Origin of the sequence: Lapillicoccus jejuensis (genome assembly GCF_006715055.1) — a bacterium.
GTDB classification, from domain to species: Bacteria; Actinomycetota; Actinomycetes; order Actinomycetales; family Dermatophilaceae; genus Lapillicoccus; species Lapillicoccus jejuensis.
The window spans coordinates 4174108-4193803 of the sequence record NZ_VFMN01000001.1 but is presented as its reverse complement, the minus strand read 5'-3'; the positions used below and the strand labels follow the sequence as shown (position 1 = coordinate 4193803).

Here is a 19696-nt window from a genome sequence, read left to right as displayed (position 1 = left end):
CGGTGGCGTCGACTACCGTGTCCCGCACGGGGAACAGGCTCCCCGTGACCGCACCAGCCGTAGACCGGACCCCTGAGGAGGGCGTCGTGACCCCGACCGCCGAGGCGGCCCCGCTCGACGCCGGGCTGCGGCGGCTCGGCTTCGCCCCCGGCCAGGTGGTGCAGGAGCTCGGCTGGGACGAGGACGCCGACAACGACCTGCGCTACGCGGTCGAGGACGTCGTCGGCAGCGACCTCGAGGACGAGGACTACGGCGACGTCGCCGAGGCCGTCCTGCTGTGGTTCCGCGACGGAGACGGCGACCTCGTCGACACCCTCGTGGACTGCCTGACCAACCTGGCCGACGAGGGCTTCATCGTCCTGCTCACCCCGCGGGCCGACCGCGAGGGCGCCGTGCAGGCCAGCGACGTCGAGGAGTCCGCCGTCACCGCCGGGCTGCACACCGCCGGTGTCGCCAACGTCTCGCCCGACTGGCTCGCCGTCCGCCTCGTCTCGCCCAAGGGGGCCCGGCGGTGACCGGAACCGCGTTCCTGCCCGAGGGCGTCGAGCCCCTGGCCGTCGGGGAGCGCGCGCCCGACTTCACCCTCGTCGACCAGCACGGCACGCCGACGCGGCTCGCCGACCTGCTCGCGGACCGGGCGGTCGTCGTCGTGTTCTACCCCTTCGCGTTCTCCGGGATCTGCACGAGCGAGCTGCGCGAGATCCGCGACCGGCTGGGCGACTTCGAGGCCGACGACCTCACGGTCGTCACCGTCTCCTGCGACTCGATCTACTCGCTGCGGGTCTGGGCCGACCTCGAGGGCTACTTCTTCCCGCTCCTGTCGGACTTCTGGCCGCACGGCGCGGTCGCCCGCTCGTACGGCGTCTTCGCCCCCACCACCGGCTTCGCAGTCCGGGGCACGTTCCTCGTCGGCCGGGACGGGGTCGTGCGCTGGACGCAGGTCAACGAGGCCGGCCGCCAGCGCGACTTCGGGGGCCTGCGCGAGGCGGTGACGGTGATGCGGGCCGAGGCGGCCGGGGACTCGGCGCCCGCGTCCACCGGCGGGTCTGCCACACTGTCCGCCGGCCTGCCCGCGCGGGCCGCGGGCCTGTAGCTCAGCTGGTAGAGCACCGCGTTTACACCGCGGCTGTCGTCGGTTCGATCCCGGCCGGGCCCACCCGACCCCCTGACGGCTGATCGACGCCGCGCCGACGCCGCGCGTCAGCCGACCGTCCAGCGCACGCGCGCGGTGAGCGCGGCGACGGCGTGCCGGGCGCCGGCGTGCGGGACGTGCTCGCCGCGGGTGGGGGCGGCCGCCTTGCCGGCGCGCTTGGCGTCGTACATCGCGTGGTCGGCGCGCTGGAGCAGCGCCTCCATCGAGGGCGTCTCCTCGTCGTGGCCGACGGCGGCGATGCCGATGCTCGCCCCGATCGGCACGTACGCCGACCCGAAGGGGACCGGCTCGTGGAAGGCGTCGACGATCCGCGACGCGACGTCGTGCGGGTTGCCGCCGTCCTCGAGGAGGACGGCGAACTCGTCGCCGCCCAGCCGGGCGACGGTGTCCCCGGTGCGGGTGACGGCCTGCAGCCGCACGGCCACGTCCTGCAGGACGAGGTCGCCGGCGTCGTGGCCGAGGGTGTCGTTGACGCCCTTGAAGTTGTCCAGGTCGACGTAGAGCAGGCTGAGCGCCCGGTGGTCGCGCCGGTGCAGCTCGAGGCCGTGCCGCAGCCGCTCGCCGAAGAGCGCGCGGTTGGCCAGCCCGGTGAGTGGGTCGTGGAACGCCTGGTGCTCCAGCTCGTGCTGGGCCGCGAGGACCTGGACGAGCAGGGCGCGGTTGTCGAGCACGGCGAGCAGCTGACGGGCCAGCAGCGCGGCGATGACGACCGTCGCCGCCCCGAGGGTCACCGGGTCGCGGCGCCCGCCGAACTGCCCGGCGAGCGCGACGCTGAGGCCGACGCCGGCCGGGACGTAGGGCAGCAGGGCGCGCGGGGTGGACTCCATCCGCGCCGGGCCGGGACGCAGCACCTCCCGGCCGGGCGCCGTGTGCAGGTGGGCCGCGGCGGCCAGCAGCAGGAAGCCGCCGACCCACCCCGCGTCGACCCACGACCCGGTGGTGTAGCCGTCGACCGCCGTGAGGTAGGCGAAGCCGCTGTCGGCCACGCACAGCAGCACGAGGCCGAGGACGACGAGCCCGAGGCCGGCCCGCGCGTGCCGGGCGTGCGAGAGGATGACGAGAGCGAGGGTGAGCAGCACGAGGTCGCCGAGCGGGTAGCTGAGCGAGACGGCGTAGCCGAAGCTGCCGGTGCCGTCGGCGCGCACGGTGGTGCCGAGCGCGGTGCCCCAGCTGAGGATGAGCAGGGCGCCGGCCACCAGCGCGCCGTCGAGCAGGGTCCGCCACCGGGTCGTGCCGTGCAGGACGGCCGACGGCCAGCTCAGCAGGCCGACGGCGGCCAGCACGGGGAAGAGCAGGAAACCGGCGTCGGCGGGGGACGGGAACGGGGTGTCCCGGCGCAGCACGAGCTCGTACCAGGCCCACAGGCACTCGCCGAGCCCCCAGGCCAGGCAGGCCGCCGCGAGCCAGCCCCAGGAGTTGGACTCCCGCTCGCTCGAGCGGCACGCGCGCACGGCGCAGGCGGCGGCGGCGAGCAGCGCGGCGACGACCTGGGCGAGGTCGTCGACGGCCCGGGCGACGTCGGGGCCGCCGGGCTGCAGCCGCACGAGGGCCACGAAGACGAGCAGGACGAGCCCGGTCACCGCTCCCGCGCGCATGCTGCGCTGTGTCATCCCCCTAGTGAAGAGCACATCCGACGTCAAACGTGTATATCGGGGCGAAAGTGACTGAACGGACGAGTCGTTGAGTCCCGTCGGAGGAGGGTGCGCAGCATCGGCCGCAGCGTCGCCCCGCCGGTGAGCAGGTCGAGGCGGTCCGAGGCGCGCCCGAGCTCGGTCACCTCGTCCTCGGGCAGCCGCAGGTCCGCGGCCGCCGCGTTGGCCTCGAGCTGCTCGACGCTGCTCGCCCCGGGGATGGCGACGACGTGCGGGTCGTGCACCACCCAGGCGAGGGCGACCTGGCTGGGGGTGACGTCGTGGGCGTCGGCGACCTCGCGCAGCACCCGCACCAGCGGCTGCGCCCGCTCGAGGTTCTCCGGGAGGAACATCGGGTTGTAGCGGCGCACCCCGTTGCCCGGGCGGTGGGTGGCGTCGTACCGGCCGGAGAGCAGCCCCTGGCCGAGGGGGCTGTAGGCGATGACGAGCCGGCCGGCGGCCCGGGCCCAGGGGAGCAGCTCGCGCTCCGGGCGGCGGTCGACGAGCGAGTACTGCACCTGGTTGCTGAGGACCCGTCCGCCGAGGGCGCCCTCGGCCTGCTGCCACCGGGCCAGGGAGTAGTTCGAGACGCCGACGTCGCCCACGAGCCCGACCCGCTGCAGCGCGGCCATCCCGCGCATCGTCGTGCCGTCGTGGACGACCGGGTTCGGCTGGTGCACCTGGTAGAGGTCGATCCGCTGCACGCCGAGCCGTGCCGCGCTCGCCACCGCGCGCTGCTGCACGACCGGGGCGGTGGGCAGCACGGGGAGGATCTTGGTCGCGACGTAGGCGCGCTCGCGGTCCTCCCCGAGGGCCTCGCCGAGGATGCGCTCGCTGCGCCCGAAGGCGTAGGCCTCGGCGGTGTCGACGAGCGTGACGCCGAGCTCGAGGGCGCGCCGGACGATGGCCCGCGCGCGGGTGTCGGCGTAGGCGTCGCCGTACCCCCACTCGCGCGAGCCGAACTGCCAGGTGCCGAGGCCGATGACGCTGATCGGCTTCGCGGTGGGGACGGACTCGACGTAGCGCACCCGTCCAGTCAACACCGGCTACCCGAGCGAGGCGGTGGCGGCGACCCGGCGGACGGCGCGCTTGACGTCGTACATCGCCCGGTCCGCCCGCCGCAGCAGCGTCTGCGCGGTCGGCGTCGGCTCGTCCGCGGTGACGATGGTGCTGCCGATGCTCGCCCCGAGGGACACCCGGGTCGCTCCGACGAGGACCGGCTCGGCGAGGGCGGTGGCGATGCGGCCGGCCACCTCGGACGGGTCGTCGGCCTCCACGAGCAGGACGGCGAACTCGTCCCCGCCGAGGCGGGCGACGGTGTCCGTCGACCGCACGGCCTCGCGCAGCCGTACGGCGACCTGCTGCAGGACGAGGTCGCCGGCCTCGTGGCCGTGGTCGTCGTTGACCTCCTTGAAGTCGTCGAGGTCGACGTAGAGCAGGCAGAGCCCCCGCCGGTCGCGGCGGTGGTGACCCAGCCCCTCCCGCAGCCGACGGTCGAGGAGCGAGCGGTTGGCGAGCCCGGTCAGCGGGTCGTGCAGGGCCCGGTGCTCCAGCTCGTCCCGGGCCGCGAGGACCCGGCGCAGGAGGGTGCGGTGGTCGAGGACGGCGAGCAGCTGGCGGACCAGGAGCGCGGCGACGACGACGGCCGCCGCCGCGGTCGTCACCCGGTCGTCGCGACCGGCGAGCCGGTCGCCGAGGGCGACGGCCAGCCCGACGGTGGCCGCCGCGTAGGGCAGCAGGGCGCAGCCCGTCGAGGCCATCGGCGGCTCGTCGGCGCGCGGGGGGCGATCCGTCGCGGTGCGCGCCGCGGCCGCGGCGACGAGCAGCATCGTGGCGAGCCACCCGAGGTCGACCAGCGACCCGGTCCCGTTCCGTCCGGTGGTGACCAGCAGCGCGAACGCCCAGTCGGTGGCCCACAGGCCCACGAGGGCCGCGACGAGCACCCCGAGCCCAGACCGTCCGCGTCGGGTGTGCGAGAGCACGGCCACCGCGAGGCTGAGGTGGACGAGGTCCGCACCGGGTGCGACGAGCGCCGCCCCGGAGGCCAGCAGGTCCGCACCGGCGCCCGTCGGGCCGCCCGCGCTCACGCTCCAGGCCACGACGAAGAGGGCTGCCGCGACGAGGACCCCGTCCAGCAGGGCCCGCCGGCGCAGGGGGTCGCGGCCGTCGGCGAGCGGCCACCGCAGCAGCCCCGCGGCGCCGAGGAGGGGGAAGAGCAGGAAGCAGACGTCCGACAGCGACGGGAAGCGGCCCGGTCCCCGGGCCACCGCCTCGTGGTAGGTCCACGCGTACTGCCCGATCGCCCACGCACCGGTCGCGGCGGCGTAGCACCACCACGTCGGGGCCGTGGCCCGGGTCGAGCGGTGGGCCCGGCGCCCGCAGCACACGGCGGCCGCGGTCGCGGCCACGGCCTGCGCCAGGTCGTCGACCAACCGCGCGACGACCGGCCCGCCGGGCTCCAGCCGCACCAGCAGGGCCAGCGCGGTCACGGCCGACAGGGCGAGCGCGACGAGGACGGCCGGTGGCGGGGTGGAGACGGGCACGGTCGGGCTGCGCGTCGTCCCCGCGGGTGAGGGGCGCGGAGTCATTCCCGTAGTACAACGGACAAAACGGTCATTTGTCGAGGGACCTTCGTCCCGGTCGCGCGGTGCAGGATCACGCGGACGGGGTACGGGTCGGTCCGTGAGCGACGCCCTCGTCTTCGTCCTGTTCGGTGCCACCGGCGACCTGGCCAAGCGGATGGTCATCCCGGCCTTCCACGAGCTGCACACCCGCGGGCTGATGCCCGACCGGTGGCGGCTGGTCGGCAACGGCCGCGGTGACGTCTCCCACGAGGACTTCCACCAGCACGTCAAGGAGGTCCTCACCGAGTTCGGCGGTGGCGACCCCTCCGGCCCGGAGTGGGACGACTTCACCACCCACCTGCGCTTCGCCGGCGGCGGGTTCGAGAAGAGCGACCCCGGCAGCCTGCTCGACGTCCTCCACGAGGCGGAGGCCGACCTGGGCGAGGCGCGCTACGTGCACTACCTCGCCATCCCGCCCAGCGCCTTCCGCAAGGTCACCGAGGGCCTCGCCGAGCACGACCTCGTCGAGGGCTCGCGCGTGGTCTACGAGAAGCCCTTCGGCACCTCGCCCGAGAGCTTCCACGAGCTCGACGAGCTCGTGCACTCGACGATGGACGAGGAACAGGTCTACCGGATCGACCACTTCCTCGGAAAGGAAGCGACGCAGAACCTGCACGTGCTGCGCTTCGGCAACCAGCTCGTCGGGCGCAGCTGGTGCGCGGACGCCGTGGAGCAGGTGCAGATCGACGTCCCGGAGAAGCTCGACGTGGCGGACCGCGCCGAGTTCTACGACGCCACAGGGGCGTTCAAGGACATGATCGTCACCCACCTCTTCCAGGTCGCCGCCGAGGTGGCCATGGAGCCGCCGGCCAGCATGCGCGCCGAGGACCTGCAGGACGCGCGCGAGTCGGTGCTGGCGGCGTTCCGCCCGCTCGACCCCGAGGAGCTCGTCCTCGGCCAGTACGAGGGCTACCGCGACCTCGACGACGTCCCCGACGACTCGCGCACCGACACCTTCGCCGCCGTGCGGCTGTGGGTCGACACCGACCGGTGGCGGGGGGTGCCCTTCGTCCTGCGCAGCGGCAAGATGCTCGGCACCGACGCGCAGGTCGTCAGCCTCGTCATGCGCAAGCCGGAGGGGCCGCTGACCCACATCCCCGGGCAGGGCGTCCTGCAGTTCTCGCTCAAGGGGTCCGGGGCGATCGAGGCGCGGTTCGTCGTCAAGGAGCCGGGCCCCGACCTCTCGCTCACCCGCACCCGCACGGTGCTCGACCTGGGTCAGGTCGCCGAGGGCGCCGCGCTGCCGCCGTACGTCGCCCTGCTGCACGACGTCGTCGAGGGCGACCGCTCGCTCTTCACGAGCAGCGCCGGGCTCGACGCCGCGTGGGGTGCCGTGGCGCGGGTGCTCGAGCAGATGCCCGACCCGACGCCGTACGCGCCGGGGAGCACGGGACCGGCGGCCGCGCGGGCCCTCACGGGCGACGTCGGCTGGCTCGCCGACGAGGGCTGACGAGGGGGCTGACGAGGGCTGAGGGGAGCCGGGCGCCGCGGGCCTAGCTCGCGGCGCCGGGGCGGGCCGCGTCGGCCCGACGCACGAGCCGGGAGGCCTCGGCGACGCCGTCCGCGACGTCGTGCCCGAGCCAGTGGGCGTCCAGCTCGGCGGCCACCTGCGCGCTGGCGCCGCTGCCGGCGATGGCGACGGTGTGGTCGAGCGCGAGCCGCCGCACCTCCTGCGCGCGGGCGAGGAAGGCCGAGCGGCGCGACGCGGCGAGGACGACGACGTCGGGCCGCACCCGCGCGGCGACGGCGGCGAGGTCCGGCAGCGGGGTGTCGGCGCCGTAGAAGCGGGCCTGCCAGCCGGCGTGTGCGAGCAGGACGCAGAAGGCGAGGGGGGCGATGTCGTGCCGCTCACCGGGAGGGCAGGCGACGAGCGCGACCGGGCCGTCGGTCACGCTCACCCGGTCCCAGAGGCCGGCGAGCCGGTTGCGCACCAGCTGGCTCGCCCAGTGCTCCTGGGCGACGCTGAGCTGGCCGCTCTCCCACCGGGCGCCGACGTGCCGCAGGAACGGCATGAGCACCGACGAGACGGCGTCGGCGAGCTCCATGCGCGAGAGGACCTCGTCGACGAGCCGCCCGGCGGACGGCGTGTCGTCGACGTCGAGCAGGGCGTGCAGACGGGTGACGATCTCCAGGCCGCGGCCGGCGTGGTCGTCCCAGTCGATGCCGTCGTCGGCCACGGTGTCGTCCCCGCGACCGTTGCCCTGCACAACATCGCTCACCGGTGCAGTCTCTCATCCCGGCGTGAGATCCGCCGCCTCCGGCCCGGGCACTCCGGCGGTCTCGCGTGCTGAAACCGCCGGAGCTCGGACAGGGGCCACCCGGGAGACCATCTGACTCCGTACCGGGGACATACCCCTCTGGGTGGGCGCTACACAACCCGCCGGTCGGAGGGGGGGCGAACGGGGAGGGGGTGTCGGCGGTCACTGACATGATCGGGTGGTGAGCACTCTGGTCTTCGTCCACGCCCACCCCGACGACGAGGGCAGCGGCACCGCCGGCGCGATGCTGCGGGCGACCCGGGAGGGGCACCGCGTCGTCGTCGTCTACGCGACCAACGGCGACCACGGCGCCGTCCCGGACGACCTGGCCCCGGGCGAGACCGTCGTCCAGCGACGGCGCGCGGAGGCCGAGGCGTCGGCGCGCGTGACCGGCGCGGCCCGGCTGGTGTGGCTGGGGTACGCCGACTCCGGCATGACGGGCTGGGAGCAGAACGCCGCCGACGGGGCCTTCGCCCGGGCCGACCTCGAGCAGGCCGCGCGGCGCCTCGCCGACGTCCTCGACGAGGAGGACGCCGACGTCGTCGTCGGGTACGACTGGCACGGCGGCTACGGCCACCCCGACCACGTCATGGTCCACCGGGTGACGAAGCGGGCCGCCGAGCTCGCGCGGCGCGCGCCGCGCTACCTCGAGGCGACGATGAACCGCGACCGGATGCGCGCGCTGCACGCGATGGCCGTCGAGGCCGGGATGGACGGCTTCGACCCCGACGGGGCCGGCGACGACGGCAACCCGATGGGCACGCCCGAGGCCGAGCTGCACTGGCGTCTCGAGCTGGGCGACGACGTCCCCCGCAAGCGGGAGGCGCTGGCCTGCCACGCCAGCCAGACCGACGTCGCGATGATGCTGCAGATGCCCCCGGCCGTCTTCGCCATCGCCTTCGGCGAGGAGTTCTACCTCGAGCCGGGCCGTCCCGAGGGCATGGTCACGGGCTGGTTCCTCGACCCGGCCGCCGCCTAGGAGTCCTCAGCCGGGGACGACGACCCCGGCGAGCAGCAGGCGGCGGGCGAGGTCCCGCCCCAGCGACCCGACGTCGGCGACCCGCTCGGCCAGGAGCCGCCGTACGGCGTCGACCTCGGCGTCGGACAGGTCGACGGGCGCCGCGCGGCTGACCAGCCGCAGGCCGTTCTCGGCGGTGACGAGACGCGCCTGGAGGTGGGCACGGAGCGCGAGCGCGATGGGCGCGTCGTGGCCCGGGACCGCGTCGTCGGCCAGCGCGCGCGCCGCCTCGGTCTGCGCGAGCGGTCCGACCGGGGCCGCCCGCTGGGTCCGGCGCACGGTGCGGGCCAGCGCCGCGGCGAGGTCGGCGCCCGACATCGTCCGCAGCGTCTCGACCAGCTCGTCGCGCACCTGCTCGACGTGCGGGCGCAGCTCGTCGGCGTCGCCGAGGTCGACGGCGAGCGGCAGGGGCTCGCGCAGGGCGCGGCCGGTGGCGGCGCGTCGTACGGCCTGGGCGACGAGCTCGTCGGCGAGGTGCCGGCCGGTCCAGGCGTGCACGCCGAGGGTGAGGTGCGTGCTCACCCCACCGAGCGCAGTGGCGGCGTGCAGGTAGCCGCGCGGGAGGTAGAGGCAGTCGCCGGGGCGCAGGGTCGCCTCGATGACCGGGGGGGTCGTGGCCGCGGCCTCGACGGCGGCCTTGTGGTCGGTCCACGGCTCGTCGCGGTGGGGGAGCGGGTGCACGGGCGCGTGGATGCGCCAGCGCTTCTCGCCCGACACCTGCAGGACGAAGACGTCGTGGACGTCGTAGTGGTCGCTGAACCCCGTGCTCTGCGGCGGGGTGACGTACGCGTTGGCCTGCACCGGGTGGCCGAGGTCCTCGGCCAGCTGCTGGGAGAAGGCGGTGACGGCGGGCCAGGAGCGGTGCAGGCCCTGCAGGACGAGGGTCGCGCCCTCGGCGAAGAGGTGGAGCAGCTTGTCGTCGCTGACCTGGTCGGCGATCGCGGCGCCCACGCCGCCGCCGTCGGTGAACTGCCGGTCGGCGTACGTCGTCCCGCCCCGCGCGACCCTCAGGAACGGGGTGCGCAGCCCGCGCTGCGAGACCAGCTCGTCGACCGCAGCGGGGCTGAGCAGGTCGAGGAAGGTGTCGCCCCGCCCCGCGGCGCCGCGCTCGGCCGCCGTGGACAGCAGCGGCTCGCGACCCCAGCAGCGGGTCGCGAACTCGTCGACGGGCACCGACAGCAGGCGCTCGAGCGCGGGGTGCCCGCCCTGACGGACGGACACCCCGGTGCTCGTGGGAGCGGACACTCAGGCGCCGCCGTCGGCGCCGCCGTCGTGGCCGGCCGGGTTGGCCCCGCCGTCCGCGGTGCCCTCGCCCGCGCCGCCGTCGGCGCCGCCGTCGTGGCCGGCCGGGTTGGCCCCGCCGTCCGCGGTGCCCTCGCCCGCGCCGCCGTCGGCGCCGCCGTCGTGGCCGGCCGGGTTCGCCCCGCCGTCCGCGGTGCCCTCGCCCGCGCCGCCGTCGGCGCCGCCGTCGTGGCCGGCCGGGTTCGCCCCGCCGTCGGCGGTGCCTTCGTCCATCGGGTCGGTGATGTCGGTCATCGCGGCTCTCCTCGTCATCGAAGTGGCGGCACGGGTGTGCCGACCCGCCCGTACCCAGCCGGTGGGTTCCCCACGCGGCGTTTCCCGTCCGCTCCGCGCGGGGTAGGACGCGGGCATGCGACTGCGGCGCAGCGACCCCCACGGACCGGGCATCTCTCGCGTGCGGCGCGGCAAGGGCTTCTCGTACGTCGGCGTCGACGGCACCCTCGTCGACCCGGCGACCAAGGAGCGCATCAGCGCGCTCGTCGTGCCGCCCGCCTGGCAGGAGGTGTGGATCAGCCCGCACCCCAACGGCCACATCCAGGCCGTGGGGACGGACGTCAAGGGCCGGCGGCAGTACCTCTACCACCAGGCCTGGCGCGAGCAGCGCGACCAGGCCAAGCACGAGCGGGTACGGCGCCTCGCCCGCGAGCTGCCCGAGGTGCGGGCGTCGGTGACCCGCGACCTGCGCGGGCGCGGGCTGACCAAGCAGCGCGTCGTCGCGGGGGCGCTGCGGATGCTCGACGCCGGGATGTTCCGCACCGGTGGGGAGGAGTACGAGGAGACCAACGGCTCGCACGGCATCGCGACGCTGCTGCCCGAGCACGTGCGGGTGTCCGGCGAGGTCGTCCGGTTCTCCTACCCGGCCAAGTCGGGCCAGCACCGCGAGGCCGACCTCACCGACCCACCGCTCGCCGCACTGGTGCGCTCGCTCAAGCGCAAGCAGCAGCCGGGCGAGCACCTCATGCGGTGGGAGGACGCCGGCGGCTGGCACGACCTGCACGGCTCCGACATCAACGAGGGCTTCAAGCGGCTCGCGGGCGAGGACTTCACCGTCAAGGACCTGCGGACCTGGGCGGCCACGGTGACCGCGGCCGCCGCCCTCGCCCGGGTCACGCCGCCGCCGGTCTCGGAGCGGGAGCGCCGCAAGGCCGAGCGCGAGGCGATCGCCATGGTCGCCGAGCACCTCGGCAACACCGTGTCCGTCGCCCGGGCGTCGTACGTCGACCCCGGGGTGCTCGACGCCTTCGCCGTCGGCCGGACCATCCAGGCGGCCCTACGGCGCAACCTCACCAAGGCCGACATCGCCCGGCTCGAGCGGGGCGAGCTCGCGGCGACCCGGGGGCGGTCGGCGCTCGAGCGGTCGGTGCTGCGGCTGCTCGAGCGGGGCGTGCGCTGAGCGCTGTCGGTCCGGTGTGGCAGGGTCGGAGACGTGAACGGGACAGGGGCCGACGGGGCGGCGTACACCCTCGGTGAGGTCGTGGAGGTCGTCGAGCGGCTGTGGCCGCCGTCGACCGCGCAGTCGTGGGACGCCGTCGGGCTCGTGACCGGCGACCTGGCCCAGCCGGTGCGCCGGGTGCACCTCGCCGTCGACCCGACGCTGGCCGTCGTGGCCGAGGCCGTCGAGGCCGGCGCCGACCTGCTGCTGACCCACCACCCGTTGCTGCTGCGCGGGATCCACTCGGTCGCCACCGCGAGCGCGAAGGGGGAGACGGTGACCCGGGCGGTCGTCGGCGACCTCGCGCTCTACTGCGCCCACACGAGCGCCGACGTCGCCGAGCCGGGGGTCTGCGACGCCCTGGCCCGGGCGTGCGGGGTGCTCGACCCGCAGCCGCTCGAGCCGTGGACCGAGCGCGAGCCGCTCGTGCTGGGACGCGTCGGCGAGCTGGCCTCCCCCGTGACGCTCCGGGCCTTCGTCGAGGCGCTCGCGGCGGCGCTGCCGGCGACGGTCGGCGGGCTACGGGTCAGCGGTGACCCGGACGCCGAGGTACGGCGGGTCGCCGTCGTCGGCGGGTCGGGCGACGACCGCTTCGAGGTGGTGCGACGCAGTGGGGCCGACGTCTACGTCACCGCCGACCTGCGTCACCACCCGGTGCTGGAGGAGCGCGAGCAGACCCGCGGCGGCCGGCCGTTCCTCGTCGACGCCGGCCACTGGGCCAGCGAGTCGGTGTGGCTGGAGCAGGCGGAGCGGCAGCTGCGGGCCGAGCTGGGGGATAGGGTCGAGACCCACGTCTCCCGCCTGCGGACCGAGCCGTGGACCTTCGTCGTCGGGGCCAACGCGGCCTGCGACGACGCCGCACTCGACACGTAAGGACCGGTGTGAAGGCCGACCCCGCCCTCCAGCGCAGGCTGCTCGACCTGCAGGCCGTCGACACCCGGCTCGACCAGATCGCGCACGCCCGGGCGACCCTGCCGCAGCTGAAGGACATCGCCCTGCTGAAGGCCAAGGGGGAGGACCTCGACCTCGACCTGGCCGCGGCGAAGGCGGCCGTCAGCGACGTCCAGCGCGAGGTCGAGAAGGCGGAGGCCGACGTGCAACTCGTCCGCGACCGCGCCGCCCGCAACCAGGCGCGGCTCGACGCCGGGACCGGGACCGCCAAGGACCTGCAGGCGCTCCAGCACGAGCTGGAGTCGCTCGGCCGCCGGCAGAGCGAGCTCGAGGACGAGGAGCTGGAGGTGATGGAGCGGGCCGAGGAGCTGGCCTCGCGGGCCGCCGTCCTCGAGGCGTCCCGCGCCGACCTCACCGGCTCGCTCACGGAGCTGGAGCAGGCGCGCGACGCCGCCCTCGGCACGCTGGCCGCCGAGGAGCAGCAGGTGCAGGAGCGCCGGGCGGGGATCGCGCCGGAGCTGCCGGACGACCTCGTCGCCCTCTACGAGAAGGTGCGCCGCTCCAGCGGCGGCGTCGGGGCCGCCGAGCTGACCCAGCGCCGGTGCGGCGGCTGTCGGCTCGAGCTCAACCAGGTCGACCTCAACCGGATCGCCGGGGCGGCGGCCGACGACGTCGTGCGGTGCGAGGAGTGCGGGCGGATCATGGTCCGCACCGCCGAGAGCGGCCTGCCGGCCTGACGCGTCCACGGCGCGGACTCGTCGTCTCGGGTGCCGGACGGCGTCCCTATCCTCGAGGGCATGAGCTACGCCGGTGACGTGACCCCGCAGGAGGCGTACGACGCCCTCCGGTCCGATCCGCAGGCCGTCCTCGTCGACGTCCGGACCCGGGCCGAGTGGACGTACGTCGGTCTGCCCGACCTCGGCGACGTCGGCAAGCCGGTCGTCACGGTCGAGTGGGTGCGCTTCCCGGACGGGGCACCGAACCCGTCCTTCCTCGACGAGCTGCGGGCGGCCGGGGTCGGCGAGGACGCGCCGCTCTACTTCCTGTGCCGCTCCGGGGTGCGGTCGGTCGCGGCGGCGGAGGCGGCGACGGCGGCCGGGTTCGCGGCGTCGTACAACGTGCTCGAGGGCTTCGAGGGGCCGCACGACCCGGCCGGGCACCGCACCGTGTCGGGCTGGAAGGTCGCCGGGCTGCCCTGGAGGCAGGGCTGATGGCCGGCGCCGACGACGCCGTACGGGGGCTGCGGCCCGACACGCTGGCGGTGCGCGGCGGGCTGACCCGCAGCGGCTTCGAGGAGACCTCCGAGGCGCTCTTCCTCACCAGCGGGTTCGTCTACGCGACCGCCGAGGACGCCGAGGCGGCGTTCACGGAGGAGGTCGACCGGTTCGTCTACAGCCGGTACGGCAACCCGACCGTCGCGATGTTCGAGGAGCGGCTGCGGCTGCTCGAGGGCGCCGAGGCCTGCTACGCGACGGCGTCCGGGATGGCGGCGGTCTTCGTCGCGCTCGCGGCGCTGCTCGGGAAGGGCGACCGACTGGTGTCGTCCCGGGCGCTCTTCGGCTCGTGCTTCGTCATCGTCGACGAGATCCTGCCGCGCTGGGGGGTCGAGACCGTCCTCGTCGACGGGTCCGACCTCGAGCAGTGGCGCGCGGCGCTGGCCGAGCCGACGACCGCGGTGTTCTTCGAGACGCCGAGCAACCCGATGCAGGAGCTCGTCGACGTCGCGGCGGTGTCGCGGCTCGCGCACGCGGCCGGCGCGAAGGTGGTCGTCGACAACGTCTTCGGGACGCCGGTGTTCAGCCGGCCGATGGAGCAGGGCGCGGACATCGTCGTCTACTCGGCGACGAAGCACATCGACGGCCAGGGGCGGGTGCTCGGCGGGGCGGTGCTCGGGCCGGCGGACTTCGTCGGGGGACCGGTGAAGAACCTCATGCGGCACACCGGGCCGTCGATGTCGCCGTTCAGCGCGTGGACCCTGGTCAAGGGTCTGGAGACGCTGTCGCTGCGCGTCGAGCGGCAGGCCGCCGCGGCGTTGCGGGTGGCCGAGGCGCTCGAGGCGCACCCGGCGGTGACGCGGGTGCTCTACCCGTGGCTGCCGTCTCACCCGCAGCACGAGCTGGCCCGGGCGCAGATGACCGGGGGAGGGACGGTCGTGACGTTCTTCCTCGACGGCGGCAAGGCGGAGGCGTTCCGCTTCATGAACGCGCTGGAGGTCATCGACATCTCCAACAACCTCGGCGACGCCAAGTCGATGGTCACCCACCCCGCGACGACGACGCACCGGCGGTTGTCCCCGGAGGCCCGCGCGGCCGTCGGGATCACCGACGGGACGATCCGGGTGTCCGTCGGGCTGGAGGACCCGCAGGACCTCGTCGACGACCTCGAGCGCGCGCTGCGCGCGGTCTGACGTCCGCACCGACGCGGCACCGGTGCCTGGTCGGTGCGGACGGACGACGCGTCGCGGTGGGTTGCGTCCGCACGGACGCGGCACCGGTGCCTGGTCGGTGCGGATGCCTGGTCGGTGCGGACGCATCGCCCGGAGCGCGCAGATCGCTGTACTGAGGTGGGGCTGTTCGCGGCCCACATCGAGCAGACGGATGGCCGCCTGGCGGTGAGCGCGCCGTCGAAGGCGTTGTCCCCAGGGCTGCGTCGCACCCTTGTCCGGAACGTCTCCAGCGCGTAGAATTCGAACACCAGTTCGAACTAGCGACGGAGGAACCATGCTGGAGGCGGTGACACGCAAGGAGCGCGAGCAGTGCGCTGACGAGCGCGCCGCCTTCTCGACCATGGCTCAGGACGTCGCCGACGGTGCGCTATCCCCGTGGTCGGTGGCGGCCGGTCTCGGCGCGTTGGGCGACAGGGAGCTCCTGGCGCTGCCGTCGGGGGAGGCGGTGGCGGTGGTGGAGCTGTGCCGACGGTTGTCGGCGGTGGCGGTGGTGGAGCTGTGCCGACGGTTGTCGGCGGTGGTCGACGCGGCGCAGGTCGCGGCGATCGAGGCGCTCGCGCGGCGGGACGAGGAGGCGGTCGAGGCGCTGGAGGAGCAGTGGGCGGCGGACCGGCGCGAGCGGGGGCTGGACGGCGCTCCGCAGCGGCTGCGGGGAGCGCTGTCCGCGCACGAGGACACGGCGGCGACGTTGCTGCCGGTGCTGCAGCTGTCGCCCCGGGCGACCGAGGGCGTGCTCGAGGACGCGCGGATGCTGGTCGGGTCGTTGCCGGAGACGTTCGCGTTGGCCCGGGCCGGGCGGCTGTCGGGGCACCATGCGCGGGTGGTGGCCGGGCAGGCGCAGCTGGTCGCGGTGAACAAGCGGGGGGAGTTCGACCTGGTCGCGGTGCACCCGGGGCTGGGGAAGCGGCGCTACCGGCGGCGGCTGCCGGACCTGGCCACGCCGGCGCTGCGGCAGCGGGTCGCTCAGGTCGCCGCGGACGTCGACCCGGACGGTCTGCGCCGGCACACGGCGGCGGCGCTCGAGGGCCGGCACGTGCGGGTGCGGGCCGGGCTGGAGCCGGGGGTGTCGTCGTGGTCGGCGGTGCTGCGAAGCGAGGACTCGTTGGCGATGTGGGCGGTGATCGACGCGCTGGCGGATGAGATCCTGCGCGCCGACGAGACCGCCGCCTCGTCCCGGCTCCGCGACCCCGACCAGGTGGGAGACCAGGTGGGAGACGACGGGCCGCGGGCGGAGGCGGACGACGGGACCCGTCCGCGTCGGCGCGGTGTCGAAGCCGCTCGGGCCGACGCGCTCGTGGCGCTGGTCCTGGGCCAGGCCACGGTCACCACCACCGTCGACCTCACACTGCCGCTCACGGAGTGGCCCACCGCCGAGCCGGACGCCCAACCGGACGCCGAGCCGGACGCCGAGCCGGACGCCGAGCCGGACGCCGAGCCGGACGCCGAGCCGGACGCCGAGCCGGACGCCGAGCCGGACGCCGAGCCGGACGCCGAGCCGGACGCCGAGCCGGACGCCGAGCCGGACGCCGAGCCGGACGCCGAGCCGGACGCCGAGCCGGACGCCGAGCCGGACGCCGAGCCGGACGCCGAGCCGGACGCCGAGCCGGACGCCGAGCCGGACGCCGAGCCGGACGCCGAGCCGGACGCCGAGCCGGACGCCGAGCCGGACGCCGAGCCGGACGCCGAGCCGGACGCCGAGCCGGACGCCGAGCCGGACGCCGAGCCGGACGCCGAGCCGGACGCCGAGCCGGACGCCGAGCCGGACGCCGAGCCGGACGCCGAGCCGGACGCCGAGCCGGACGCCGAGCCGGACGCCGAGCCGGACGCCGAGCCGGACGCCGAGCCGGACGCCGAGCCGGACGCCGAGCCGGACGCCGAGCCGGACGCCGAGCCGGACGCCGAGCCGGACGCCGAGCCGGACGCCGAGCCGGACGCCGAGCCGGACGCCGAGCCGGACGCCGAGCCGGACGCCGAGCCGGACGCCGAGCCGGACGCCGAGCCGGACGCCGAGCCGGACGCCGAGCCGGACGCCGAGCCGGACGCCGCGCCGAGCCGGACGCCGAGCCGGACGCCGAGCCGGACGCCGAGCCGATCATCGAGAACGAAGATCGACCGGTTGAGCCGGTCTCCGAGCCGGTCTGCGAGCCGGTCTCCGAGCCGGTCTCCGAGCCGTTGGATCGCCCGGTCGATCCGGCTGCCGTGCCGCTCGTGGAGCCGGACGCCGACAGTGTGGACTGCCTGACCGAGCCGGACGCCGAGCGTGTCGCCGAGAAAGGGGGTTGCCCGGTCGAGCTGGTCGCTGAGCCCGTTGCTGACCGCGCGCCGGACCGCCTGCACCACGTGCGCAGCGACCTGGTCGCCCGCGTCCAGGCGGTGCTGCGCCACAGCCCGTTCCTGGAGCCCGAGGAGCACCTCGTCCTCGTCCACGGCATGCCCGTCATCCGAGCCCGACGTCACCTGCAGCTGGTCGATGACCGTCCCACCTCCCCGGGGACGGAGCCCGACCCGCACCACCTGGCGACACCGGCGCCCCCGACGGCGTCCGCCCCTCGGCCACCGACGGCAGATCCGTCCTCGCTGCTGCCGTGGGTGATCGGGGTCGAGCACCCCCGCGTCGGGGTCCTGCTGCCCGACGCCATCGTCCGGCTCCTCGCCGACCCCGACACCCGCCTGCGCCTGCACGGCTGCCACCCCGACACCGACACCCTGACCACCCACGACCCCACCACCTACCGACCCGGCGCCGCCCTGGCCCGCGCCGTCCGCGCCCGCGACGGCCACTGCCGCTTCCCCGGCTGCACCACCACCGCCACCCGCTGCCAGCTCGACCACGTCCAGCCCTACCCGACCGGACCCACCACCGCCACCAACCTCGCCGCCCTCTGCACCGGCCACCACCGCCTCAAGACCCACACCCCCTGGCGGTACGACCTGCACCCCGACGGCACCTGCACCTGGACCTCACCCCTGGGCCACACCTACGACACCCACCCCGACCGACCCACCGACCGCGCCGCCTGACGCACGAGCCGGGAGACGGGGACTCGGGAGACGGGGACTCGGCGACCGTGCCCCTGACCTCAGGCGACGAGGACGAGCGCGCCGACCGCGGCGCCGACGGCGACGACCGCGCACAGCAGACCCTCCCGCGCGAGGTACGCCGCCTTCACCTCCAGCCCGGCCGACCGGCACCGCTGCCGCCACAGCAGCGTCGCGAGCGACGCCCACACCGTGACGAGGGGACCGACGTTGACGCCGATGAGCAGCGCGAAGAGCCGACCCACCGTGTCGGACGAGACCGACTCCAGCGCCAGGTACGCCGGCAGGTTGTTGACGAGGTTCGCGGCGAGCGCGCCCACGGCCCCGACCCGGAACAGCGCGCCGGCCCCGTTCCCGGTCCCGACCAGGTGGGCCAGCAGGTCCTTCAGCCCGTGGTCGAGGGCGAGCTGCACGACGAGGAACAGCACGCTCACCCCGATGACCATCTTCCAGGGCACGGACACCCGCCGCAGCAGCGAGCGGTCCCGCACCATCGTGGTGATGACCAGCACGACCGCCGCGATCGTCGACGGTATCCACGGCGTCAGACCGGCGACGAAGGCCGGCCCGAGCAGCACGCAGCACGCCCCCGCGACGACGAGCAGCACCCGGTCGTGCGGCTCCGGCGCGGACGGGGCGTCGTACCGGCCGGTGAGGGCGCGTCGGTGCCGCACGGCGAGCACGAGCACCGTCGCGACGATGGCGGCCAGAGCGGGAGCCCACGCCGTGCGCAGGTACCCCGAGTGCCCCACCCCCAGGACGTCGAGCCGGTGCAGGGCGAGGAGGTTGGTGAGGTTCGAGACGGGCAGCAGCAGCGACCCGGTGTTGGCCAGCCACAGCGTCGCCATCGCGAACGGCAGCGGCGGGACCCCGACCTGGCGCGCGACGGTGACCGCGACCGGGGTCAGCAGCACCGCCGTGGTGTCGAGGCTGAGGACGATGGTCGCCACGCAGGCGAGCCCGACGACCAGCAGCCACAGCACCCACACCCGCCCCCGCCCGGCGCGCGCCGCCCAGTGCGCGGCGACGTCGAACACCCCGGCGAGGTCGGCGATCTCGGCGACGACCGTGATGGCGACGAGGAACCCGAGCACCGGGACGACGCGCCCCGCGAGGTCGGACAGCTCGGCCCCGCTCAGCACCGACCCACCTCGAGGACCCACGGCTGCCCGGCCCGGACCGGCTCCTGCATGCGCACGTCGAAAGCCTGCCCGACGACCTGCGCCAGTGTCCCGGGCGTCCGTACGTCGACACCCGCCTCCAGCAGGTGCCGGGCGACGAGCCCGCGGATGTGCTTGGCCTGGTGCGTCGCCCCCGGCACCTTCACGGCGACCCAGCGCCGCGCCAGCGGCCCCTGCGGCGTCCACGCGGAGACGTACGTCGAGCTGCGGCAGTCGACGACGACGCCCCGGCCCGCCGCGGCGGGCAGCACCTGCGCCAGGGGCTCGCGCCACGCGCCCGCCAACGGTCCCACCCCGGGCAGCCGGGCGGCCATCGACAGCCGGTACGCCGGGATCCGGTCGCCCACCCGCAGCGCCCCGAAGAGCCCCGAGACCACGACGAGCCACCGACCCGCGCGACGGCGGGCGGCCGTGTCGAGGCAGGCCAGGTCGAGGGCGTCGTACAGGACCCCGCTGTAGACCGTGCCGGCCGTGGCCGTCGGCTCCGTCGCGAGCCGGGTGTTGCGCTCGACCTCCGCCGCCAGCCCCGGGGGCACCCCGAGCGCCGAGAGGGCGTCCGGCCGCGCGCTGACCTGCGCGAGGGCCTCGAGGACCGCGGACCGGGTGCCCGTCAGCTCGGGGAAGGAGAGCGACGCGAGGTCGAGCGGCTTGCCCCGGCGCGCTGCGGTCTTGCCCTCCGAGGGCGGCAGGAGGACGAGCACGAGCGGCAACAGTAGTGGGG

19 protein-coding genes and 1 tRNA gene are annotated in these 19696 nt (G+C 75.5%); 12 read left to right on the top strand and 8 right to left on the bottom strand.

The genetic code is table 11. The features are described from left to right. Nucleotides 1–86 precede the first annotated feature (86 nt). From FB458_RS19445 to FB458_RS19435, 3 genes are all read left to right on the top strand, one after another. Entirely contained in the window at nucleotides 87–515 is a 429-nt protein-coding gene (locus FB458_RS19445; protein ID WP_141849948.1) for a DUF3052 domain-containing protein, read from the top strand. Then, entirely contained in the window at nucleotides 512–1093 is a 582-nt protein-coding gene (locus tag FB458_RS19440) for a peroxiredoxin (RefSeq protein WP_342778073.1), read from the top strand. The genes FB458_RS19445 and FB458_RS19440 overlap by 4 nt, the downstream gene beginning before the upstream one ends. Beyond that, nucleotides 1084–1156: transfer RNA gene (locus FB458_RS19435), tRNA-Val, on the top strand. The genes FB458_RS19440 and FB458_RS19435 overlap by 10 nt, the downstream gene beginning before the upstream one ends. Nucleotides 1157–1200: 44 nt before the next feature. Here FB458_RS19435 and FB458_RS19430 read toward each other — a convergent pair. Genes FB458_RS19430 through FB458_RS19420 form a run of 3 tightly spaced genes read right to left on the bottom strand, consistent with a single transcriptional unit; the run spans nucleotide 1201 to nucleotide 5372 of the window. After that, nucleotides 1201–2763 carry a GGDEF domain-containing protein gene (locus tag FB458_RS19430; RefSeq protein ID WP_141849947.1) on the bottom strand — a complete coding sequence of 521 codons (1563 nt, stop codon included), beginning with the start codon at nucleotides 2761–2763 and terminating at the stop codon, nucleotides 1201–1203. 26 nt (nucleotides 2764–2789) lie between these two features. Then, nucleotides 2790–3812, bottom strand: a complete 1023-nt coding sequence (locus FB458_RS19425; RefSeq protein WP_141849946.1) for an aldo/keto reductase — start codon at nucleotides 3810–3812, stop codon at nucleotides 2790–2792. Between the two features lie 18 nt (nucleotides 3813–3830). Continuing rightward, the gene (locus FB458_RS19420; protein WP_141849945.1) at nucleotides 3831–5372 is read right to left on the bottom strand and encodes a GGDEF domain-containing protein; all 1542 of its coding nucleotides are present in this window, start codon (nucleotides 5370–5372) and stop codon (nucleotides 3831–3833) included. A gap of 94 nt (nucleotides 5373–5466) precedes the next feature. On the opposite strand from FB458_RS19420, the gene FB458_RS19415 reads away from it, so the two are divergent. Then, entirely contained in the window at nucleotides 5467–6858 is a 1392-nt protein-coding gene (locus FB458_RS19415; protein WP_246061394.1) for a glucose-6-phosphate dehydrogenase, read from the top strand. Between the two features lie 43 nt (nucleotides 6859–6901). Here FB458_RS19415 and FB458_RS19410 read toward each other — a convergent pair whose 3' ends face one another. Continuing rightward, the gene (locus FB458_RS19410; RefSeq protein WP_141849944.1) at nucleotides 6902–7627 is read right to left on the bottom strand and encodes a cobalamin B12-binding domain-containing protein; all 726 of its coding nucleotides are present in this window, start codon (nucleotides 7625–7627) and stop codon (nucleotides 6902–6904) included. Nucleotides 7628–7847: 220 nt separating this feature from the next. Here FB458_RS19410 and FB458_RS19405 point away from each other — a divergent pair, with 220 nt between their 5' ends. Then, complete coding sequence (locus tag FB458_RS19405) at nucleotides 7848–8645, top strand: PIG-L deacetylase family protein (RefSeq protein WP_141849943.1); 798 nt, start codon at nucleotides 7848–7850, stop codon at nucleotides 8643–8645. Between the two features lie 6 nt (nucleotides 8646–8651). Here the strand turns inward: FB458_RS19405 and FB458_RS19400 are convergent, their stop codons facing one another. Both FB458_RS19400 and FB458_RS22110 read right to left on the bottom strand, forming a co-directional pair. Continuing rightward, nucleotides 8652–9929: a cupin domain-containing protein gene (locus tag FB458_RS19400; protein ID WP_141849942.1), complete on the bottom strand. Its 1278-nt coding sequence runs from the start codon at nucleotides 9927–9929 to the stop codon at nucleotides 8652–8654. Beyond that, nucleotides 9930–10220 carry a BatC protein gene (locus FB458_RS22110; protein WP_211356100.1) on the bottom strand — a complete coding sequence of 97 codons (291 nt, stop codon included), beginning with the start codon at nucleotides 10218–10220 and terminating at the stop codon, nucleotides 9930–9932. Nucleotides 10221–10335: 115 nt separating this feature from the next. Here FB458_RS22110 and FB458_RS19390 point away from each other — a divergent pair, with 115 nt between their 5' ends. The 7 genes from FB458_RS19390 to FB458_RS19360 all read left to right on the top strand — a co-directional run bounded on the left by FB458_RS19390 (nucleotide 10336) and on the right by FB458_RS19360 (nucleotide 17776). Beyond that, complete coding sequence (locus FB458_RS19390; protein WP_141849940.1) at nucleotides 10336–11379, top strand: DNA topoisomerase IB; 1044 nt, start codon at nucleotides 10336–10338, stop codon at nucleotides 11377–11379. A gap of 33 nt (nucleotides 11380–11412) precedes the next feature. Further along, complete coding sequence (locus tag FB458_RS19385) at nucleotides 11413–12291, top strand: Nif3-like dinuclear metal center hexameric protein (RefSeq protein ID WP_141849939.1); 879 nt, start codon at nucleotides 11413–11415, stop codon at nucleotides 12289–12291. A gap of 8 nt (nucleotides 12292–12299) precedes the next feature. Beyond that, the gene (locus FB458_RS19380; RefSeq protein ID WP_141849938.1) at nucleotides 12300–13046 is read left to right on the top strand and encodes a zinc ribbon domain-containing protein; all 747 of its coding nucleotides are present in this window, start codon (nucleotides 12300–12302) and stop codon (nucleotides 13044–13046) included. A gap of 60 nt (nucleotides 13047–13106) precedes the next feature. After that, nucleotides 13107–13520, top strand: coding sequence for a rhodanese-like domain-containing protein (locus tag FB458_RS19375; RefSeq protein ID WP_141849937.1), 414 nt, complete (start codon nucleotides 13107–13109; stop codon nucleotides 13518–13520). Continuing rightward, nucleotides 13520–14716 carry an O-succinylhomoserine sulfhydrylase gene (locus FB458_RS19370; RefSeq protein ID WP_141849936.1) on the top strand — a complete coding sequence of 399 codons (1197 nt, stop codon included), beginning with the start codon at nucleotides 13520–13522 and terminating at the stop codon, nucleotides 14714–14716. The genes FB458_RS19375 and FB458_RS19370 overlap by 1 nt, the downstream gene beginning before the upstream one ends. A gap of 325 nt (nucleotides 14717–15041) precedes the next feature. Further along, nucleotides 15042–16997: a DUF222 domain-containing protein gene (locus tag FB458_RS19365; protein WP_141849935.1), complete on the top strand. Its 1956-nt coding sequence runs from the start codon at nucleotides 15042–15044 to the stop codon at nucleotides 16995–16997. A 98-nt stretch (nucleotides 16998–17095) separates the two neighbouring features. Further along, nucleotides 17096–17776 (top strand): HNH endonuclease signature motif containing protein, encoded by a 681-nt coding sequence (locus FB458_RS19360; RefSeq protein WP_141849934.1) that lies wholly within the window; start codon nucleotides 17096–17098, stop codon nucleotides 17774–17776. A gap of 59 nt (nucleotides 17777–17835) precedes the next feature. Here the strand turns inward: FB458_RS19360 and FB458_RS19355 are convergent, their stop codons facing one another. Together FB458_RS19355 and FB458_RS19350 are read right to left on the bottom strand one after the other, a co-directional pair. Beyond that, nucleotides 17836–18936: an SLC13 family permease gene (locus FB458_RS19355; RefSeq protein ID WP_246061386.1), complete on the bottom strand. Its 1101-nt coding sequence runs from the start codon at nucleotides 18934–18936 to the stop codon at nucleotides 17836–17838. Further along, nucleotides 18930–19676 carry a YaaA family protein gene (locus tag FB458_RS19350; protein WP_141849933.1) on the bottom strand — a complete coding sequence of 249 codons (747 nt, stop codon included), beginning with the start codon at nucleotides 19674–19676 and terminating at the stop codon, nucleotides 18930–18932. Before FB458_RS19350 ends, FB458_RS19355 begins: the two co-directional genes overlap by 7 nt. Nucleotides 19677–19696: the final 20 nt, after the last annotated feature.